Consider the following 17,020-nt stretch of genomic DNA (forward strand, 5'->3'; position numbering starts at 1 on the left):
CGAAGCCACCGGTTGCGGCAGGCCGGTCCAGCGCCGATATGCGGCGTGTCGTGAGGCCGCAGCCTCACCCCCTTCGCGCCGCTTCCCCGCGCCACGCCCCTCCACGGAGGAGGGCTGCCGCGTCCAGGCGCCCCAAACCATCGGACGCCCTTCTCCTATGCCCTTCGACGCCCTTCCCGCGCCCCTGCGCGATGCCCTGGCCACCCGCGGCTACGCCACCGCCACCCCCGTCCAGGCCGCCGTCCTGGCGGAGGAGACGGCCGGGCGCGACCTTCTCGTCTCCGCCCGCACCGGCTCCGGCAAGACCGTCGCCTATGGCCTCGCCATGGCGACCGACCTGCTGGGGGAGGGGACCCGCCTTCCCGCGCCCGGCGCGCCCCTCGCCCTCATCGTCGCCCCCACCCGTGAACTCGCCCTGCAGGTGAAGACGGAGCTGACCTGGCTCTACGGCCCCTCCGGCGGCCGCGTCGTCTCCTGCGTCGGCGGAATGGACCCGGTGGCGGAGCGCCGCGCGCTCCAGAACGGCGCCCATATCGCGGTGGGCACCCCCGGCCGCGTGCGTGACCACATCGAGCGCAACAACCTCCGCACCGACGCCGTCCGCGTCGTGGTGCTGGACGAGGCGGACGAGATGCTGGACCTCGGCTTCCGCGAGGAGCTGGAGGCCATCCTCGGCGCCCTGCCGGCCGAGCGCCGCACCCTCCTCTTCTCCGCCACCGTCCCCGCGCCCATCGCCCGCATGGCGAAGGAGTTCCAGCGCGACGCGGTGCGCCTCGAGGTGTCCTCGAAGGACGAGCCGCACGGCGACATCACTTACCGCGCCGCCCTCGTCTCCCCCGGCGACGTGGAGCGGGCCGTGGTGAACGCCCTCCGCCTGGAGGATTCGCCGATCTCCATGGTGTTCTGCTCCACCCGCGCGGCGGTGAACCGGTTCCACGGGAACCTGACGGAGCGCGGCTTCGAGACGGTGGCCCTCTCTGGCGAGCTGTCCCAGGCCGAGCGCACGCGGGCCCTGCAATCCCTGCGCGACGGCAAGGCCCGCATCTGCGTGGCCACGGACGTGGCCGCCCGCGGTATCGACCTGCCCGAGCTGGGCCTGGTGATCCATGCCGAGCTCCCGCGCGATCCGGAAACCCTCCTCCACCGTTCCGGCCGCACCGGCCGGGCCGGGCGCAAGGGCACCAGCCTCCTCATCGTCCCCCCCTCCCGCCGCCGCATCGCGGAGCGCCTGATCCAGGCCGCCCGCGTCCAGGCCGAGTGGGGTCCCGCCCCCTCCGCCGAGCAGGTGCGCGCCCGGGACGCCGAGCGCATCGCCGCCCGAGCCACCGAAATCCTGGGTGAGGAGATCGCCGAGGAGGATCTGGCCATCGCCCGCACCCTCACCGGCCTCCAGGGCACCCCGAAGGACGACACGGCGGCCTGGAGCCAGTCCGACGCCGCCCCGACGGGCGTCGATCCCCTGGCCCTCGCCGCCGCCCTCGTGAAGCTCCTCCGCGCCCCTCTCCCGGCGCCGGAAGAACTCACCTCGGTCACCGACCGCCCCCGCCGCGCCCCGGGCGAGTACGACGCCCCCCGTGGCGCCGGCGGCCCGCCCTCGTCCTCCTCCGAGGGCGTGTGGTTCCGCGTTTCCGTCGGCCGCGACGGCCAGGCGGATCCGCGCTGGATGCTCCCCTTCCTCTGCAAGCGCGGCGACGTCTCCCGCGCGGAGATCGGCCGTATCCGCATCCAGGGCAGCGAGAGCCAGGTGGAGATCGCCCCCTACGCCGCCGCCCACTTCGCGGCCAATGTCCGCCGCCCCGGCGGCGAGGACGCCCACATCCGCGTCGAGCCGATGCAGGCGATCCCCGTCGCCCGCGGGCCGCGGCGGCCTCCGCGGCGCTGAGAGTGCTTTCGGGGGAAGGCCCTGCCTTCCCCCGTGCCCCATCCGGCAGGAACCTGAGGTCCCTGCACCTCCCGTCTGTAAAAGAATGCCCTCGGCGTGAGGGGCCCCGAGAAGGGCCCCTCACGCCGAGGGCGCTTGAACGGATGGAGGGTCCAGGGAACCCGGTTCCCTGGCGGTCTGGGGCACGGGGAAGGGCGGTGTCTTCCCCGGACACCCTTCAGTGCCGGAAGTGCCGCATCCCCGTGAGGACCATCGCCAGCCCCGCCTCGTCGGCGGCCGCGATCACCTCGTTGTCGCGCATGGAGCCGCCGGGCTGGATCACGGCCGTCGCGCCCGCTGCCGCCGCGGCCTGCAACCCGTCCGCGAAGGGGAAGAAGGCGTCGGAGGCCACGACGGAGCCCTGCGCCAGCGGCGTGTCCAGCCCGGCGGCCTTCGCGGCCTCGGCGGACTTCCAGGCGGCGATGCGGGCGCTGTCCACCCGGCTCATCTGCCCCGCGCCGATGCCCACGGTCGCGCCGCCCTTGGCATAGACGATGGCGTTCGACTTCACGTGCTTGCAGACCCGGAAGGCGAAGATCAGGTCCTGCATCTCCTGCGCGGTCGGCTGGCGCTTCGTCACCACCTTCAGCCCGGCCGCGGCCACCCGGCCATTGTCCCGGCCCTGCGCCAGGAAGCCGCCGCCGACGCTGCGGAAGACCATCCCCGGTGCGGAGACATCGGGTAGGCCGCCCGTCAGCAGCAGGCGCAGGTTCTTTTTCCGGGCGAAGATGGCGCGCGCCGCGTCATCCGCGTCCGGCGCGATCACCACCTCGGTGAACAGGGCGGTAATGCGCTCCGCGGCCTCGGCGGTCAGGGGGCGGTTGGCCGCGATGATTCCGCCGAAGGCGGAGACGGGGTCGCAGCGCAGCGCCGCGTCCCAGGCCGCGTTCAGGTCGCCCGCCACCGCCACGCCGCAGGGATTGGCGTGCTTGACGATGACGATGGCCGGCTCCTCGAACTCCGCCACCGCCTCGAAGGCCGCGTCCGTGTCGTTGAGGTTGTTGTAGGATAGCTCCTTGCCCTGCACCTGCTCGGCGGTCGCGATGCCCGGGCGGTGCGTGCCGTCCACGTAGAAGGCGGCCTTCTGGTGGGGATTCTCGCCGTAGCGAAGCGTCTGCTTCAGCATCCCGGGGATGGAGAGGCGCGGCGGGAAGTCCTGCTCCAGCTGCCCGGCGAACCAACGGGAAATGGCGGCGTCATAGGCCGCCGTGCGGGCATAGGCCGCGGCGGCCAAGGTCCTGCGGGTTTCCAGGCTCGTCCCGCCCGTCTCCGCGATCTCCTGCCCCACCGTCACCAGCTGCTCCGGCTCGGTCAGCACGGCCACATGGGCGTGGTTCTTGGCGGCGCTGCGGATCATCGCCGGCCCGCCGATGTCGATGTTCTCGACGCAGTCTTCGTAGCTGGCGCCGCGCGCGACCGTGGCCTCGAAGGGGTAGAGGTTCACGAGGACCAGGTCGATCGGCGCGATCCCGTGCCTCTCCACCTGCGCCACGTGCTCCGGCACGTCCCGCCGGAACAGCAGCCCGCCATGCACGCCCGGCACGAGAGTTTTCACCCGCCCGTCCAGGATCTCCGGGAAGCCGGTGTGGTCGGAGAGCTCCTTCACGGCGATCCCGGCCTCCCGCAGCGCCTTGGCCGTGCCGCCGGTGGAGAGGATCTCCGCCCCCTGGGCGGCGAGGGTGCGGGCGAACTCCACCAACCCCGTCTTGTCGGAGACGGAGAGGAGGGCGCGTCGGATGGGGAGGGAGGCCATGGCCGGGGCGGATAGCGCGGGCGGGCGCCGGACGGAAGGCGAAACGGGCGCGGGGCTGCCGTGATGCCCGATCAGGTCCCGGCGATGGGGGAACAAACCATGAATCGGTTTGTAGGGACCGGGCGGGGGACCCTACAATATGTTGTGGCGCGGGGCCCGTGAACGCGCGTCAGCGATTCGTTCGCGCGACTCGGATCACTCCCCTGATTTGGCGCGCTTTCCCGCCGGCGGAGTTCGGCATGTGTTCGGCTGCCGCCAGCGCGGCGGGGGAACACCCGGTTGCACTGCACCCGGTCAACCCCGGGCTTCCGGGGGCGTTCCCCTCGCCGGGCCAGCCTGCCCGACCAGCCGAGGTGCCGATGTCCGAACCCGCGATCCGCCCCCTTCTTGCCGGCCGGCGTGCCCTCGTCACGGGGGCTTCCTCCGGCATCGGATTCGCCGTGGCGCGCACTCTCGCGGAGGCCGGGGCAGCCGTGGCCGTGAACTACCATTCCAGCCGGGAACCGGCGGAAAAGCTGGTTGAGGAGATCCGCGCCGCCGGCGGCAAGGCGGTCGCCATCGGCGCCGACGTGTCGGAGGAGGCGGAAGCGGTCCGGCTGGTGAACGAAACCGTGGCCGAGTTCGGCGGCCTCGACCTGCTGGTGTCCAATTCCGGCATCCAGAAGGATGCCAAGCTCGGCGAGATGACGCTGAAGGACTGGCAGGCCGTGATCGCCGTGAACCTCACCGGCCAGTTCCTCTGCTGCCGGGAAGCGGTGCGCGCCTTCCGCGCCGGCCCGGACCGCCCCGGCCATGCCCGCGCCAGCATCGTCTGCATGTCCTCCGTCCACGAGATCATCCCCTGGGCCGGCCATGTGAACTACGCGGCCTCCAAGGGCGGCATCCACATGATGATGCAGACCCTGGCGCAGGAACTGGCGCCGGAGCGCATCCGGGTGAACGCCGTCGCCCCCGGCGCCATCCGCACCCCCATCAACAAGGAGGCCTGGGGCACGGACGAGGCGCTGGAGAAGCTGCTGCGCCTGATCCCCTATGGCCGCATCGGCGAGCCGGCGGACGTGGCCCGCGCCGTCACCTGGCTCCTCTCCGACGAGGCCGAGTACGTCACCGGCACCACCCTCTTCGTTGATGGCGGGATGAGCCTCTACCCCGGCTTCGTCGACAACGGCTGAGGGTCGCACCCGGAAGCGTGAAGCGGTCCCGGGGCAAACGGGGCCGGCCCTCCACTGTTCACAGCCGACGCGATTAACGCATGTGAGCGGAGAGGGTCCTGGATGGGTCAGCCGATCGAGAACCACGGCATCGTCGGCGACCTCCGAACCGCCGCCCTGATCGGACTGGACGGCACCGTCGATTTCCTTTGCTGGCCCCGCTTCGACAGCCCGAGCGTCTTCGCCTCCCTCCTCGATGACGAGAAGGGCGGGAGTTTCGCCCTGGCCCCCGTGCTGAACGGCGCCCGCCACCGCCAGCTCTATCTGCCCGACACCAACGTGCTCCTCACCCGCTTCCTCTCGGGGGAGGGGGTGGCCGAGATCTCGGACTATATGGCTCTCGGCCCCACCCAGCGCCTGGTGCGGCGCGCCAAGGCCATCCGCACCCCCCGCGACTTCCGCATGCGCTGCGCCCCGCGCCTGGATTATGCCCGTGCCGAGCAGACCGTGCAGGAGGAGGACGGCACGATCGTCTTCCGCGGCCCGGCCCAGGTGCTGCGACTGCGCGCCACCGTGCCGCTGCGGATCGAGGGCGGCGACGCCATCGCCGAGTTCACCCTCGCCCCGAACGAATCCGCCGCCTTCGTGCTGGAGGACGCCGCCCACGGCAACGCCTGCCCCGCCGACCCGTCGGAGGTGGCGGAGTGCTTCAAGCACACCGCGGATTCCTGGCGGGAATGGACCGCCCGCTCCACCTATCGCGGCCGCTGGCGCGACACGGTGAACCGCTCCGCCCTCGCGCTGAAGCTGATGACCTCGGCCGAGCACGGCTCCATCGTCGCCGCCCCCACCTTCGGCCTGCCCGAGACGATCGGCGGGGTTCGCAACTGGGACTACCGCTTCACCTGGATCCGCGACGCCGCCTTCACCGTCTACGCCTTCCTGCGCCTGGGCCACACGGCGGAGGCCAATGCCTTCATGCGCTGGCTCGCCGCGCGGGAGAAGGAGTGCACGGACGGAAAGCTGGAGCTGATGTACGGCCTGGACGGCCACCGCGAGCTGACCGAGACGGTCCTCCCGCACCTGTCCGGCTACGCGAATTCCAGCCCCGTCCGCATCGGCAACGGGGCGGAAGGCCAGCTGCAGCTCGACATCTACGGCGAACTGATGGACGCCGCCTACCTCTCCGACGAGCACGGGGAGCAGATCTCCCACGAGGCCTGGCAGGGCATCACCCGCTCCATGAACTGGGTGGCCGCGAACTGGGAGCAGCCGGACGAGGGCATCTGGGAGGTGCGCGGCGGCCGCCGCCACTTCCTCCACTCCCGCCTCATGTGCTGGGTCGCCCTGGACCGCGCCATCCGCCTCTCCCTCAAACGCTCGCTGCCCGCGCCCGTGGCCGAATGGCTCGCCGTGCGCGACGCCATCTACGAGGACATCCACGCCAACTTCTGGAACGAGCGCATCGGCGCTTTCGTGCAGAGCAAGCACGGCGAGTGCCTGGACGCCGCCTGCCTTCTCATGCCGCTGATGCGCTTCATCAGCCCCACCGACCCGCGCTGGCTCTCCACCCTCAAAGCCGTCGGCGAGCGCTTGGTCGATGACAGCCTCGTCCGCCGCTACGAGGATGCGGGCATCGACGGCCTCGACGGCGTCGAGGGCAGCTTCAACATGTGCTCCTTCTGGTACGTGGAGTGCCTGGCCCGCGCCGGCGACGTGAAGATGGCCCGCTTCCTCTTCGAGAAGATGCTCGGCTACGCCAACCACCTCGGCCTCTACGCCGAGGAACTCGGCCCCGCCGGAGAGCACCTCGGCAACTTCCCCCAGGCCTTCACCCACCTCGCCCTCATCAGCGCCGCCCACTACCTGGACCGCGCCCTGACCGCCCAGGAAGGCCCGCCCCGGCAGCCCGTGGGCGGGATGCCGGTCGCGACGACGGAGCTCTGATCCGGCGCGGACCGTTTGTCCCCAGCCAGGGGGAAGAAGGAAGTCTTCCCCCTGGGGCCGCTCAGGCCGCCACCACGGGAAAGCAGACCTCCGCGAACGCCGCGCTCGCCAAATTCTTCTCCTTCGCCTCCACCTCGATATCCCCCCAGGCCAGGTGCCGCGCCGCCCAGGCCGCGTGGGGCCGGTTCCACAGCCGGGCGGAGTGGGCGCGCAGGTCGCGGGCGGAGATCCCCGCGGCGATGAGGGCCGCTCGGTCCGGCAGCACCTCCGGGTCCTGGCCGGGAATCAGGTCGGGCTTGGGGGCGCTGATGTGCATGATCGGCCGCACGCCGCGCCAGGATTCGATCACTCGGGCGATGCGCGGGTCCTCCGGCTCCAGGTACTCGCCGGTAACGACCCAGTGGTGGTGCAGGTCCAGCACGATCGGCAGGCTGTCGGCCAGCGGCAACAGGTCGTCCAGCCCGTAGGCGGTTTCCTCGTTCTCCACCGTCAGCAGGTTGCGCGCGTCCTCGGAGAGGAGGGAAAGGCCGGAGCGGAAGGCCTCGATCCCTGCCGCGCGGCCGCCGGCATGGACGTTGATGTGGGCGCCGTTCGGGTGCCAGCCACCGGCTTGGCCAAGATGGCGCATGACATCCGTGTGGTACTCGATATCCGCCACGGCGGCGGTGCGGGTGTGGTCCTTCTCCGTCGCCAAGACCGTGTATTGCCCGGGGTGCATGGAGAGGCGCACGCCCCCGTCCCGTGCGGCGCGGGCGGCGGGGGCCAGGCTGGTCTCCACCACCCGCTTCAGGGCGGGATCGTCGTAGAGGGGCCGCACGGCCGGGTGGCTGTAGACCGGCAGCACGTTGCTGCCCATCCGCATGGCGCGCTGGCCGGGCGGCAGGCGGGCGGTGCGGGAGATCTGGGCCAGCAGCGTCTCGCCATTCGTCTGCACAAGGCCGATCAGCTTCGCGATCGCATCCTTCTGCGGCAGCTTGGACAGGTAGGTCACGGTGGTGTCGCGCAGGTTCAGCGCGGCCTGCTCCTTGACGGGCAGGGAGGGGTCGAGCCACTGGCAGACCCAGGCGATACGGCGTTCCATCCCGGGGGAACGGCCGATGCGGGCCATGGTTCGCCCGGGATCAGAGCGGGTTGATGCGCCGCTGCCAGAATCCCATCAGCCCGCCCAGCGCGCAGGCGACGAGGACCATGACGATCAGGTCTTCGGCGTCCCGCCCCGCCGCCCAGGGACCGAGGGAGACGAGAAGGACGGCCGGCACCCAGAGGACCGCGGCCCAGCGGCGCCGGGCGGCCCCGCCGCGAATGATGAAGTACCAGGCCAGGAAGCTCGGAAGCCAGAAGGGGGCGTCCCTGACCAGGACATAGAGGAACAGCCCCACGCCGGGTCCCTCAGCTTCCCTCGGCCGGCACGGGGCGCGGGCGCCCGGTCTCGTCCAGCGCCACGAAGGTGAAGGCGGCCTCCGTCACCCGCTCCCGCAGGTCGGAATGCCGCTCCCGCCGCCAGGCCTCCACCTGGATACGGATCGAGGTGCGCCCGACGGAGAGGATGCGGGCATAGAGGCTCACCTCATCCCCCACATGAACCGCCTTGTGGAAGGTCATCGCCTCCACCGCCACCGTCGCGCAGCGCCCGCGCGCCCGGCGGGCGGCGGCATTCCCCGCCGCCAGGTCCATCTGCCCCATCAGCCAGCCACCGAAGATGTCGCCCGCCGGGTTGGTATCCCCGGGCATGGCGATGGTGCGGATCATCGGCGCCATCTCGGGCGGCAGGTGCGGCTCGTTCACGTCTCGTCGTCGTCCTGGTCGGCTTCGGGGCGCGCCGCCGCGGGCGGAGCAAGGTCCCTCGCCACCTCCGGCCGGCGCATCACCGCATCGATCTGCATGGCGTAGTCGAGCGCGGTGTCCGCCTGGAAGTGCAGCTGCGGGGCGAACTTCAGACGCACGGACCGTGCCACCTGCTTGCGCAGTTCCGGCTGGTTGTCCCTCAGCAGCTTCAACAGCGCCGGATCGGCCGCGGTGCCGAGGCGGGAGACGAAGACCGTCATGTGCTTGAGGTCGGGGGATGCCCGAACCTCCGTCACCGTCACCCGCGAATCCGCGAGATCGGGGTCGCTGACGTCCCCGCGCGCGAAGACGGCCGCGAGCGCGTGCCGCACCTCCTCCGCCACGCGGAGCATCCGCTGAGAGGGGGCGCCGGCGCCCCCCTGGTTCTTGGCATCCCTGGCCATGTTTCCCGTACCCTAAAAGCATCCGCCGCGCCCCGCTTTCACGGGGCGCGGCGGGATCGTCAAACCCGGAGGAAGGGGAGGCGGATCAGTCCGCCGCCACCGTCTCCGTCTCGTAGCACTCGATCTGATCGCCGACGCGGATGTCGTTGTAGTTGTAGAAGGACATGCCGCACTCGTAGCCGTTGGCGACCTCGCGCGCGTCGTCCTTGAAGCGACGCAGCGTGGAGAGGGTGCCCTGGTGGATGACGACGCCGTCGCGCAGCAGGCGGACGCCCGCACCGCGCTTCACCACGCCCTCCGTCACGCGGCAGCCGGCGATGTTGCCGAGGCGCTTGACCTCGAACACCTGCAGGATCTGCGCGTAGCCCAGGAATTTCTCGCGCTGGATGGGGGCGAGCTTGCCCTTGACCAGCTTCTCGATGTCGTCGGCCACCTCGTAGATGATCGAGTAGTAGCGGATCTCCACGCCGTCCCGGTTCGCCATCTCGCGCGCCTGGGTGGTGGCCCGGACGTTGAAGGCGACGACCACGGCGTTGGACGCCTTGGCGAGCTGGATGTCGCTCTCGGTGATCTGGCCGACCGCGGAGTGGAGCACGCGGACGCGCACCTCCTCGCGGGACAGCTTGCCGAGGGTGACGCCGAGCGCCTCGGAGGAACCCTGCACGTCGGCCTTGACGACGACCGCCACCTCCTTCTGCTCACCCGCCTGGATGCGGGCCAGCATGTCGTTCAGCGTGCCGCGGGCGGCGCCGGCGGCCGCGGCCACCTTCTCGCGCGCCTTGCGCTGACGGAACTCGGTGATCTCGCGCGCCCGGGTCTCGTCCTCCACCGCGACGAAGGTCTCGCCGGCCGACGGAACGCCCGTCAGGCCGAGGATCTCCACCGGCTCGGAGGGCTCGGCGCCGGTCAGCGGGATGCCCATGTCGTCGATGATCGCGCGCACCCGGCCCCATTCGGCGCCGGCCACCACGATATCGCCCTGGTTCAGCGTGCCCTTCTGGACCAGCACCGTCGCCACGGGGCCACGGCCCTTGTCCAGCTTGCTCTCGATGACCGTCCCCTCGGCCGCCCGGTTCGGGTTGGCCTTCAGGTCCAGCACCTCGGCCTGGAGGATGATGGCCTCCAGCAGCTTGTCGAGGTTCGTGCCCTTCAGCGCGGAAACCTGGATTTCCTGCGTGTCGCCACCCAGGGACTCCACCACGACCTCGTGCTGCAGCAACTCGTTGCGCACGCGGTCGAGGTTCACCCCCGGCTTGTCGATCTTGTTGACGGCCACGATCATCGGAACATTGGCCGCCTGGGCGTGCTTGATGGCCTCGATCGTCTGCGGCATCACGCCGTCGTCCGCCGCCACCACCAGCACCACCATGTCCGTCACCGAGGCACCGCGGGCGCGCATGGCCGTGAAGGCCTCGTGGCCCGGGGTGTCGATGAAGGTCACGCGGTCGCCCGACGGGATCTGGATCATGTAGGCGCCGATGTGCTGGGTGATGCCACCCGCCTCGCGGCCCGCAACGTCCGTCTTCCGCAGCGCGTCGAGAAGGCTCGTCTTGCCGTGGTCCACGTGGCCCATGATGGTGACCACGGGGGGACGCGGCTCGAGGTTCTCCTCGGTGTCCACCTCGCCCTCGAGGCCCTGCTCCACGTCGCTCTCGGAGACACGGCGCACGCGGTGACCGAACTCGGTCGCCACCAGCTCCGCCGTGTCGGCGTCGATGGACTGGGTGATGGTCGCCATCACGCCCATGCGGAACAGCGCCTTCACCACCTCGCCGGCGCGGGCCGCCATACGGTTGGCCAGCTCCTGCACGGTGATGAGGTCGGGGATGACCACGTCGCGCACCACGCGCTCCTGGCCGGAGCGCAGGCGGGCGAGCTCGGCCTGCCGCCGCTCGCGCTCGCGGGCGCGGCGGACGGAGGCGAGGGAACGCCCACGATCGTCGTCACCCTCGATCGCCGCGGCCACGTCGATGCGGCCCTCGCGCCGGCGGTCGACCGGGCCCATGCCCTTCTTCGCGGGGGCGGGAACCGGCTTGCGCGCACCGGCCGGGGCAGCACCGCCCAGGCGGCGCGGCGGCGGACGACGGTTCTCATCCTCCAGCGAGCCGGGGGCCGGACCCTCGCCGGGGCGAGGACGCAGGGAGAGCTTGCCGCCACCAGGCGCGCCGACGCCGCTCGGCACGGGGCCGGGACGACGGGCCGCGAGCGGGGCACCGGGCCCGCCGGAGCGGTCGCCATAGCCACCACCACCACCCGGGCCGCCCGCGCGCGGGCCATAGCCGCCAGGGCCACCGGCCGGGCGCGGCGCGTAGCCGCCGCGATCCCCACCGGGACCGCTGGGGCGCGGCGCGTAGCCGCCACGGTCGCCGCCGCGATCCCCACCGGGGCCGCTCGGCGTGCGCATGACATAGCCGCGCTCACCACCACGATCGCCGCCGGGACCACCGGCCGGACGCGGGGCGTAGCCGCCACGGTCGCCGCCGCGATCCCCACCGGGGCCGCTCGGCGTGCGCATGACATAGCCGCGCTCACCACCACGATCGCCGCCGGGACCACCGGCCGGACGCGGGGCGTAGCCGGCGCGGTCGCCACCGCGATCCCCACCGGGGCCGCTCGGCGTGCGCATGACGTAGCCGCGCTCACCGCCGCGATCGCCGCCAGGCGCAGCGGCCGGGCGCGGGGCATAGCCGGCGCGGTCGGCACTCCGGTCATAGGAGGGGCGAACGGACGGGGCCGGGCGAGGAGCCTCCTCGCGCGGCGCGGGCGCCGGGCGGGCGGCCACGGGGGCCGGCTCGGGGCGCGGCGCCGGGGGAGCGGTCTCCGTCCGGGGTGCGGGCTGGGCCGGGCGGGGCGCCTCGACCGTGCGCTCAGGCTCGGGACGCGGAGCTTCGGGGCGCTGGGCCTCGGCCGCACGGGCAGCCTCGGCCTCACGGCGCGCGGCGGCCTCCGCCTCGCGGCGGGACGCGGCCTCGGCGCGCTCGGCATCCTCCGCCGCGGCGCGGTTGTCGGCCTCGCGGCGCGCGGCCTCCTCGGCGGCGGAGCGCACCATCAGCGCCTGCTGCTCGCGCTCCTGGCGCTGGCGATCCGCCTCCTGGCGGCGCATCTCCTCCAGCACGCGCAGGCGGTTGGCCTGCTCGCCCTGGGTCAGGGGACGGCCGGGCGTGGGCGCGGGGCCGGAGGCACGGGGGCCACCGGCGCGCGGCGGGCCGCCCGCACGCGGGCCACCGGCCTGCGGGCCGGAAGGCTTGGCGGGGCCCGCGGCCGGGGCAGGGGCCCCACCCGGGCCACCGGCGCGCTTCTTCACCACTTCGACCTGCACGGTCTTGCTGCGGCCATGGCTGAAGGACTGGCGCACGCTGCCAGCCTGCTCGGTCTTGCCGAGTTCCATCCGTCCGCCGGGACGCAGCGAGAGGCGCCCCTTGTTCTGGTCCTGTCCGTTGTCGTCGCTCATGTTTCCGCCTGCGCCCGGGTCTTTGCCCTGGCCGTCCGTATCGAGCTTGCTATCCGCCACACTGATCTCCAGCGCACCCGCCGTGGGTATGATCCCCTCCGGCCTCCGGTGCCGGCCGCTTCTCGCGACCCGTCATGTCCTTATCGCGCCTGAAGGGGCGCGAGATCCCGGGCCGCGCCATCCGCGCGTCCCCCGGGGCGGCGGGGATCACTCCCTCTCGCCCCTTCGCCATCCGGCCGACTAGCGGCTCATCGCTCTTGCGTCACTGGCACGGCCGGCTCCCCTCCGCGCCGAGGGCGCGTTCCCTGCCTGCCGCCCTTCCGGGGCGCCGGGCCTCCAGCGCCCCCCTGGGGCGCCTTCCTGTCAGCACCCCGCCGGGGTGCCCCATCCTGGCCGGCCCCGCGGGGCCCTGCCTTCTCCGCCGAATCTGGCGAGGCCTCATTTGGCAATGAAGGGGCGCCGGCACCAGCCTTGCGCCCCGCATCCCTGCCCTGCTTCCGGCCGCCGCGCCCACCGGGCGCATCCGGCGCGGGCGCCGTGGACAGCATGCCGGAGAGCCGCCCGGCCTCGGCCAGGATGCCCTCGGCCAGCCGGCCAGGCGCCACCGCCACATGCACCGCGTGATCGCGACCGAACACCGAACCCAGCTCCGCCGCCCCAAGCACCGAGACGACCGGGACACCGTGATGCCCGACCAGCCTCGCCCGCTCCGGGGCGCTTCCATCCGACGCTTCAACCAGCAGGGCGGCGCGGCCGTTTTGCAGCCATTCGCGCGCCTGCTGGAAGCCCACCACGGCCTGGCCCGCGCGCCGCGCGAGCCCGACCGCGTCCCGGATGCGCCGCCGAAGTCCGTCGACGATCGTGTCACGAAGGTCGGGGATGGGGTGAACCGGGCCGCGAGCCGCCTTCATGAAGGCCCCGCGGGTCAGGGCGCGTTCTAGCACATCGCCGCGCGCGCTCAACCACATTCCCCGCCCGGGCATGCGCCCGGAGAGGTCCGGCACCAGGACGCGGTCCGGGCCGAGCACGAAACGGATCATCGCCTCCTTCGGCAGGGACTCCCGGGTCGCCACGCAGCGACGTCGGGGTCCCTTCTCCTCAGGGTCGGGTTGACCGGCGGAACCGGTCATACCCTCGGACAGGCCGGGCTCGCCGGCCTTTGCCTCGGGCGGACCGGCAGGGCCGGTCACGGCCTCGGGCTGGCCGGGGGCGCACTGCGGCCCCTCGGCAGAACCGCCATCGGCGGTTCGCCGGGATTCAGGATCAGGCGCGGGCGTCGCCGTTCTCCCCCTCGTCCTTGGCATCCGTCCCGGCGCCATCCTCGGCCGCCGGCTGCTCGCCGGCCTCGTCCGTGGACTCCTCGGCCAGCTCCTCGCCGGCCTCCTCCGTCAGCTCGTCGCCGGTCTCCTCATAGGCGGCCGCGGCTGCCGCGGCGGCTTCGGCGGCGGCGGCCTCGGCCGCGGCCTGCTCCTCTTCGCCAAACCAGCCGGCGCGCTGGCGGGCGGCCATGATGATGGCGTTCGCCGTTTCCTCGTCCACGCTATCCGTGCCGAGGATCTCGATCAGCTCGTCCGCGGCCAGGTCGCCGAGGTCGTCGAGCGTCTTCACGCCCTTTTCGCCGAGCGAAACCATCATGGCGGGGGTGAAGCCGCCGGTCTCGCCGACCTTGTCGTCCACGCCCATCTCGCGGCGCTTCGTGTCCAGCTCCTCGTCGCGGCGGTCCAGACTGGCCTGGGCGCGGCGCTTCAGCTCAGCGGCCACGTTCTCGTCGAAGCCCTCGATCTCCGCGAGCTCCTCGTCGTCCGTCTCCAGGATCTCCTCGAGCGTGGAGAAGCCTTCGGTGACCAGCAGGCTGGCGATCATGTCGTCCACGTCCAGCCCCTCGACGAAGAGGGAGGTGCGCTTGCCAAAATCGGCCTGGCGCCGCTCGCTCTCCTCGGCCTCCGTCAGGATGTCCACGTCGTAGCGGGTGAGCTGGGAGGCCAGGCGCACGTTCTGGCCGCGGCGGCCGATGGCGAGGCTGAGCTGGTCGTCCGGCACCACGACCTCGACGCGGCGGCCCTCGTCGTCCAGCACCACCTTCGTCACCTCGGCGGGGGCGAGGGAGTTCACGATGAAGGTCGGCTGGTCGTTGGACCAGGGAATGATGTCGATCTTCTCGCCCTGCAGCTCCGCCACCACGGCCTGCACGCGGGACCCGCGCATGCCGACGCAGGCGCCGACGGGGTCGATGGAGCTGTCGCGGGAGATCACGGCCATCTTGGCGCGGCTGCCGGGGTCGCGGGCCACCGCCTTGATCTCGATGATGCCGTCATAGATCTCCGGCACCTCCTGGGCGAAGAGCTTCGCCAGAAAGCCGGGATGGGTGCGGGAGAGGAAGATCTGCGGCCCGCGCTGCTCCTCGCGCACGTCGTAGATGTAGGCGCGCACGCGGTCGCCGTTGCGGAAGGCCTCGCGCGGGATGGTCTCGTCGCGGCGCAGCAGGGCCTCGGCGCGGCCGAGATCGACCATGAGGTTGCCGTACTCGGTGCGCTTCACCACGCCGTTGATGATCTCGCCGACGCGGTCCTTGTACTCGTCGAACTGCTTCTTGCGCTCCACCTCGCGCACGCGCTGCACGATCACCTGCTTGGCGGTCTGCGCTGCGATGCGGCCGAAGTCGATCGGGGGCAGGGGATCGACGATGAACTCGCCGACGGAGATGCCGGGCTTGATCTTCTCCGCGATCCGGTGGGGGATCTGCGTGTCCTCGTTCTCGACCGGCTCCTGCTCCACCACCTCGGTCCAGCGGGAGAGGCGGACCTCGCCGTTGCGGCGGTCGATGGTGGCGCGGATGTCCTTTTCCTGGCCGTACTTGGCGCGGCCGGCCTTGGACATGGCCTGTTCCATCGCCTCGAGCACTTCCTCGCGCTCGATCATCTTCTCCCGGGCGACCGCATCGGCCACCTGGAGAAGCTCGGGGCGGGCGATCGCGACATCGACGGCCATGGTCTTCAGTTCCTCTCGGAAGGGGGACGCCAGCGGCGGGGGGCCTTCTTCGGGGCCGGCTCGCCTTCTGCGTCGTCAGGTTCGGGCTGGGCGGTGGCGGCGATCAGCTCGTCCGTCAGCACCAGCTTCGCGCGGCGGATGTTGCCGCGCGGCAGGGTGATCTCTCCGCCCTCGTCGAGCTTGAGGCGGACCTCGTTCTCGTCGGCCGCCAGGATGCGGCCGCGGAAGCGGCGGCGGCCCTCCTGCGGCATGTTCAGCTCCACCGTCGCGACCTGGCTGGCGAAGCGGACCCAGTCCTTCGTGCGGGTCAGCGGGCGGTCGATGCCGGCGGAGGAGACTTCAAGGTTCCACTCGCCGGGGAAGGGGTCGTCCACGTCCAGCACGGCGCTGACGGTGTGGGAGATGGCCTCGCAGTCCTCGACGTTGATGAGGCTGCCATCGGCGCGGTCGGCCATGATCTGGACCGTCGGGCGTTCCTTGCCCTGGACCTGCACGCGCACGATCTCGTAGCCCATCTGGCCGAGGGCGGGGGTGATCGCGGCGGCGATCCGGGCTTCGAGCCCTTCGTGCTGTGGTGTGTCGTCGCTCAAAAACAAAAAAGGCGGCCCGTTAAGGCCACCCCCCAAAAGGCGGATTGTCTTGTTGCGAGGGGATATAGGGCCGCGAAAGGGACGGGGCAAGCATCTTCGTGGGCTGCGGCTCAGCGGCGCTGCCAGATCCAGTAGCGGGGGTGGCGGCCTTCGCGCAGGGCCTTGGCCTCGTAGCGGGTGCGGGGCCAGTCGGCCGGCGGGGCATCGTGGTGGGCGGCGAGGGTGAAGTGGGGCTGATCCGCCATCACCTCGTCCACCCAGGCCTGGTAGGTGGGGTCGTCGCTGGCGATTCGCCATTCGGCGCCGGGCTTCAGCTTCTGCGCGAGCAGGAGGAGCAGAGCGGGGTGGACGAAGCGGCGCTTGGCGTGGCGGGACTTCGGCCAGGGGTCGGGGAACATGAGGTAGAGGCGATCCAGCGCGCCGTCCGGCAGGGCCTGGAGGAGGTGGCGGGCGTCCTTTGGCCAGAGGCGGAGGTTCGGCGGCAGGGGGGCGGTGGCTTCCTCACCCTCGGGCACGAGGTGGGTAAGGAGGGAGCAGAGGCCGTTCTCGAAGACTTCCGAGGCGATGAGGGCAGTGCCGGGGTTGGTGCGGGCGAGCTCGAGGGCGTGCTCACCGCCGCCGAAGCCGACTTCAAGCCAGAGGGGGCCGGTCAGGCCGGGGAAGGCTTCGCGCGGGGCTTCCGGCGCGGGGAGGGTGATGCGGGGGAGGGTTTCCTCCAGCAGGCGTTGCTGGCGGGGGCGCAGCGGGTGGCCGCGGCGGCGGCCGTAGAGGCGGTCCGGGATGCCCTCAGCGGGGGGCGAGGGGCGGGTGGTGTCGTAGGCCATTGCGGCGGGAGTTAGGGCAGAACCCGGCCGCTGGGAATTCGGGTTTCGGACAAAAGGCCGGGGCGGTCCCGCGAGGGGGGGGGCGAGGGACGGATGCGCGGTTGAAAGAGAAAGGGCCCGCCTCGAAGGGGGTTCGAGGCGGGCCCTTTGTGCCGGCTGGGGGGCCG

At 72.1% G+C, this 17,020-nt stretch carries 13 protein-coding genes; 3 read left to right on the top strand and 10 right to left on the bottom strand.

All coding sequences use genetic code 11. The features are described from left to right. The first annotated feature begins 157 nt into the window (after positions 1–157). On the top strand, positions 158–1,882 hold the full coding sequence (locus J5Y10_RS13555) for a DEAD/DEAH box helicase (protein ID WP_209374374.1): 1,725 nt from the start codon (positions 158–160) through the stop codon (positions 1,880–1,882). 217 nt (positions 1,883–2,099) lie between these two features. On the opposite strand, the gene purH is transcribed toward J5Y10_RS13555, so the two are convergent. Then, positions 2,100–3,674: a bifunctional phosphoribosylaminoimidazolecarboxamide formyltransferase/IMP cyclohydrolase gene (gene purH, locus J5Y10_RS13560; RefSeq protein ID WP_209374376.1), complete on the bottom strand. Its 1,575-nt coding sequence runs from the start codon at positions 3,672–3,674 to the stop codon at positions 2,100–2,102. Positions 3,675–4,033: 359 nt separating this feature from the next. On the opposite strand from purH, the gene J5Y10_RS13565 reads away from it, so the two are divergent. Together J5Y10_RS13565 and J5Y10_RS13570 are read left to right on the top strand one after the other, a co-directional pair. Beyond that, entirely contained in the window at positions 4,034–4,846 is an 813-nt protein-coding gene (locus J5Y10_RS13565) for an SDR family oxidoreductase (RefSeq protein ID WP_209374378.1), read from the top strand. 102 nt (positions 4,847–4,948) lie between these two features. Beyond that, positions 4,949–6,772: a glycoside hydrolase family 15 protein gene (locus tag J5Y10_RS13570; RefSeq protein WP_209374380.1), complete on the top strand. Its 1,824-nt coding sequence runs from the start codon at positions 4,949–4,951 to the stop codon at positions 6,770–6,772. 61 nt (positions 6,773–6,833) lie between these two features. Here J5Y10_RS13570 and J5Y10_RS13575 read toward each other — a convergent pair whose 3' ends face one another. The 9 genes from J5Y10_RS13575 to trmB all read right to left on the bottom strand — a co-directional run bounded on the left by J5Y10_RS13575 (position 6,834) and on the right by trmB (position 16,853). Beyond that, positions 6,834–7,880, bottom strand: coding sequence for an apurinic/apyrimidinic endonuclease family protein (locus tag J5Y10_RS13575; protein WP_209374382.1), 1,047 nt, complete (start codon positions 7,878–7,880; stop codon positions 6,834–6,836). A gap of 13 nt (positions 7,881–7,893) precedes the next feature. Continuing rightward, positions 7,894–8,151: a hypothetical protein gene (locus J5Y10_RS13580; RefSeq protein ID WP_209374384.1), complete on the bottom strand. Its 258-nt coding sequence runs from the start codon at positions 8,149–8,151 to the stop codon at positions 7,894–7,896. A 10-nt stretch (positions 8,152–8,161) separates the two neighbouring features. Further along, a complete protein-coding gene (locus J5Y10_RS13585; protein WP_209374594.1) occupies positions 8,162–8,530 on the bottom strand; it encodes an acyl-CoA thioesterase in 369 nt (122 codons plus the stop codon). A gap of 23 nt (positions 8,531–8,553) precedes the next feature. After that, the gene (gene rbfA / locus J5Y10_RS13590; protein WP_209374386.1) at positions 8,554–9,000 is read right to left on the bottom strand and encodes a 30S ribosome-binding factor RbfA; all 447 of its coding nucleotides are present in this window, start codon (positions 8,998–9,000) and stop codon (positions 8,554–8,556) included. A gap of 85 nt (positions 9,001–9,085) precedes the next feature. Continuing rightward, a complete protein-coding gene (infB, locus tag J5Y10_RS27880; protein ID WP_245214678.1) occupies positions 9,086–12,451 on the bottom strand; it encodes a translation initiation factor IF-2 in 3,366 nt (1,121 codons plus the stop codon). Between the two features lie 248 nt (positions 12,452–12,699). Further along, positions 12,700–13,770: an RNA-binding protein gene (locus tag J5Y10_RS13605; protein ID WP_342452911.1), complete on the bottom strand. Its 1,071-nt coding sequence runs from the start codon at positions 13,768–13,770 to the stop codon at positions 12,700–12,702. Then, entirely contained in the window at positions 13,715–15,439 is a 1,725-nt protein-coding gene (gene nusA, locus J5Y10_RS13610; RefSeq protein WP_209374388.1) for a transcription termination factor NusA, read from the bottom strand. The genes J5Y10_RS13605 and nusA overlap by 56 nt, the downstream gene beginning before the upstream one ends. A 5-nt stretch (positions 15,440–15,444) precedes the next feature. Continuing rightward, positions 15,445–16,029, bottom strand: coding sequence for a ribosome maturation factor RimP (rimP, locus tag J5Y10_RS13615; protein ID WP_408901582.1), 585 nt, complete (start codon positions 16,027–16,029; stop codon positions 15,445–15,447). 110 nt (positions 16,030–16,139) lie between these two features. Continuing rightward, positions 16,140–16,853, bottom strand: a complete 714-nt coding sequence (gene trmB / locus J5Y10_RS13620; RefSeq protein WP_209374392.1) for a tRNA (guanine(46)-N(7))-methyltransferase TrmB — start codon at positions 16,851–16,853, stop codon at positions 16,140–16,142. Between the last annotated feature and the right edge of the window lie 167 nt (positions 16,854–17,020).

Source organism: Roseomonas indoligenes (assembly GCF_017813365.1).
GTDB lineage: Bacteria > Pseudomonadota > Alphaproteobacteria > Acetobacterales > Acetobacteraceae > Roseomonas > Roseomonas indoligenes.

What these genes read in the sequence shown, in the direction of transcription:
- J5Y10_RS13555 (WP_209374374.1), top strand. Translation starts at nt 158, where the DNA reads ATGCCCTTCGACGCCCTTCCCGCGCCCCTGCGCGATGCCCTGGCCACC.
- purH (WP_209374376.1), bottom strand. Translation starts at nt 3,674, where the DNA reads ATGGCCTCCCTCCCCATCCGACGCGCCCTCCTCTCCGTCTCCGACAAG.
- J5Y10_RS13565 (WP_209374378.1), top strand. Translation starts at nt 4,034, where the DNA reads ATGTCCGAACCCGCGATCCGCCCCCTTCTTGCCGGCCGGCGTGCCCTC.
- J5Y10_RS13570 (WP_209374380.1), top strand. Translation starts at nt 4,949, where the DNA reads ATGGGTCAGCCGATCGAGAACCACGGCATCGTCGGCGACCTCCGAACC.
- J5Y10_RS13575 (WP_209374382.1), bottom strand. Translation starts at nt 7,880, where the DNA reads ATGGCCCGCATCGGCCGTTCCCCCGGGATGGAACGCCGTATCGCCTGG.
- J5Y10_RS13585 (WP_209374594.1), bottom strand. Translation starts at nt 8,530, where the DNA reads ATGGCGCCGATGATCCGCACCATCGCCATGCCCGGGGATACCAACCCG.
- rbfA (WP_209374386.1), bottom strand. Translation starts at nt 9,000, where the DNA reads ATGGCCAGGGATGCCAAGAACCAGGGGGGCGCCGGCGCCCCCTCTCAG.
- infB (WP_245214678.1), bottom strand. Translation starts at nt 12,451, where the DNA reads ATGAGCGACGACAACGGACAGGACCAGAACAAGGGGCGCCTCTCGCTG.
- J5Y10_RS13605 (WP_342452911.1), bottom strand. Translation starts at nt 13,770, where the DNA reads ATGGCGCCGGGACGGATGCCAAGGACGAGGGGGAGAACGGCGACGCCC.
- nusA (WP_209374388.1), bottom strand. Translation starts at nt 15,439, where the DNA reads ATGGCCGTCGATGTCGCGATCGCCCGCCCCGAGCTTCTCCAGGTGGCC.
- trmB (WP_209374392.1), bottom strand. Translation starts at nt 16,853, where the DNA reads ATGGCCTACGACACCACCCGCCCCTCGCCCCCCGCTGAGGGCATCCCG.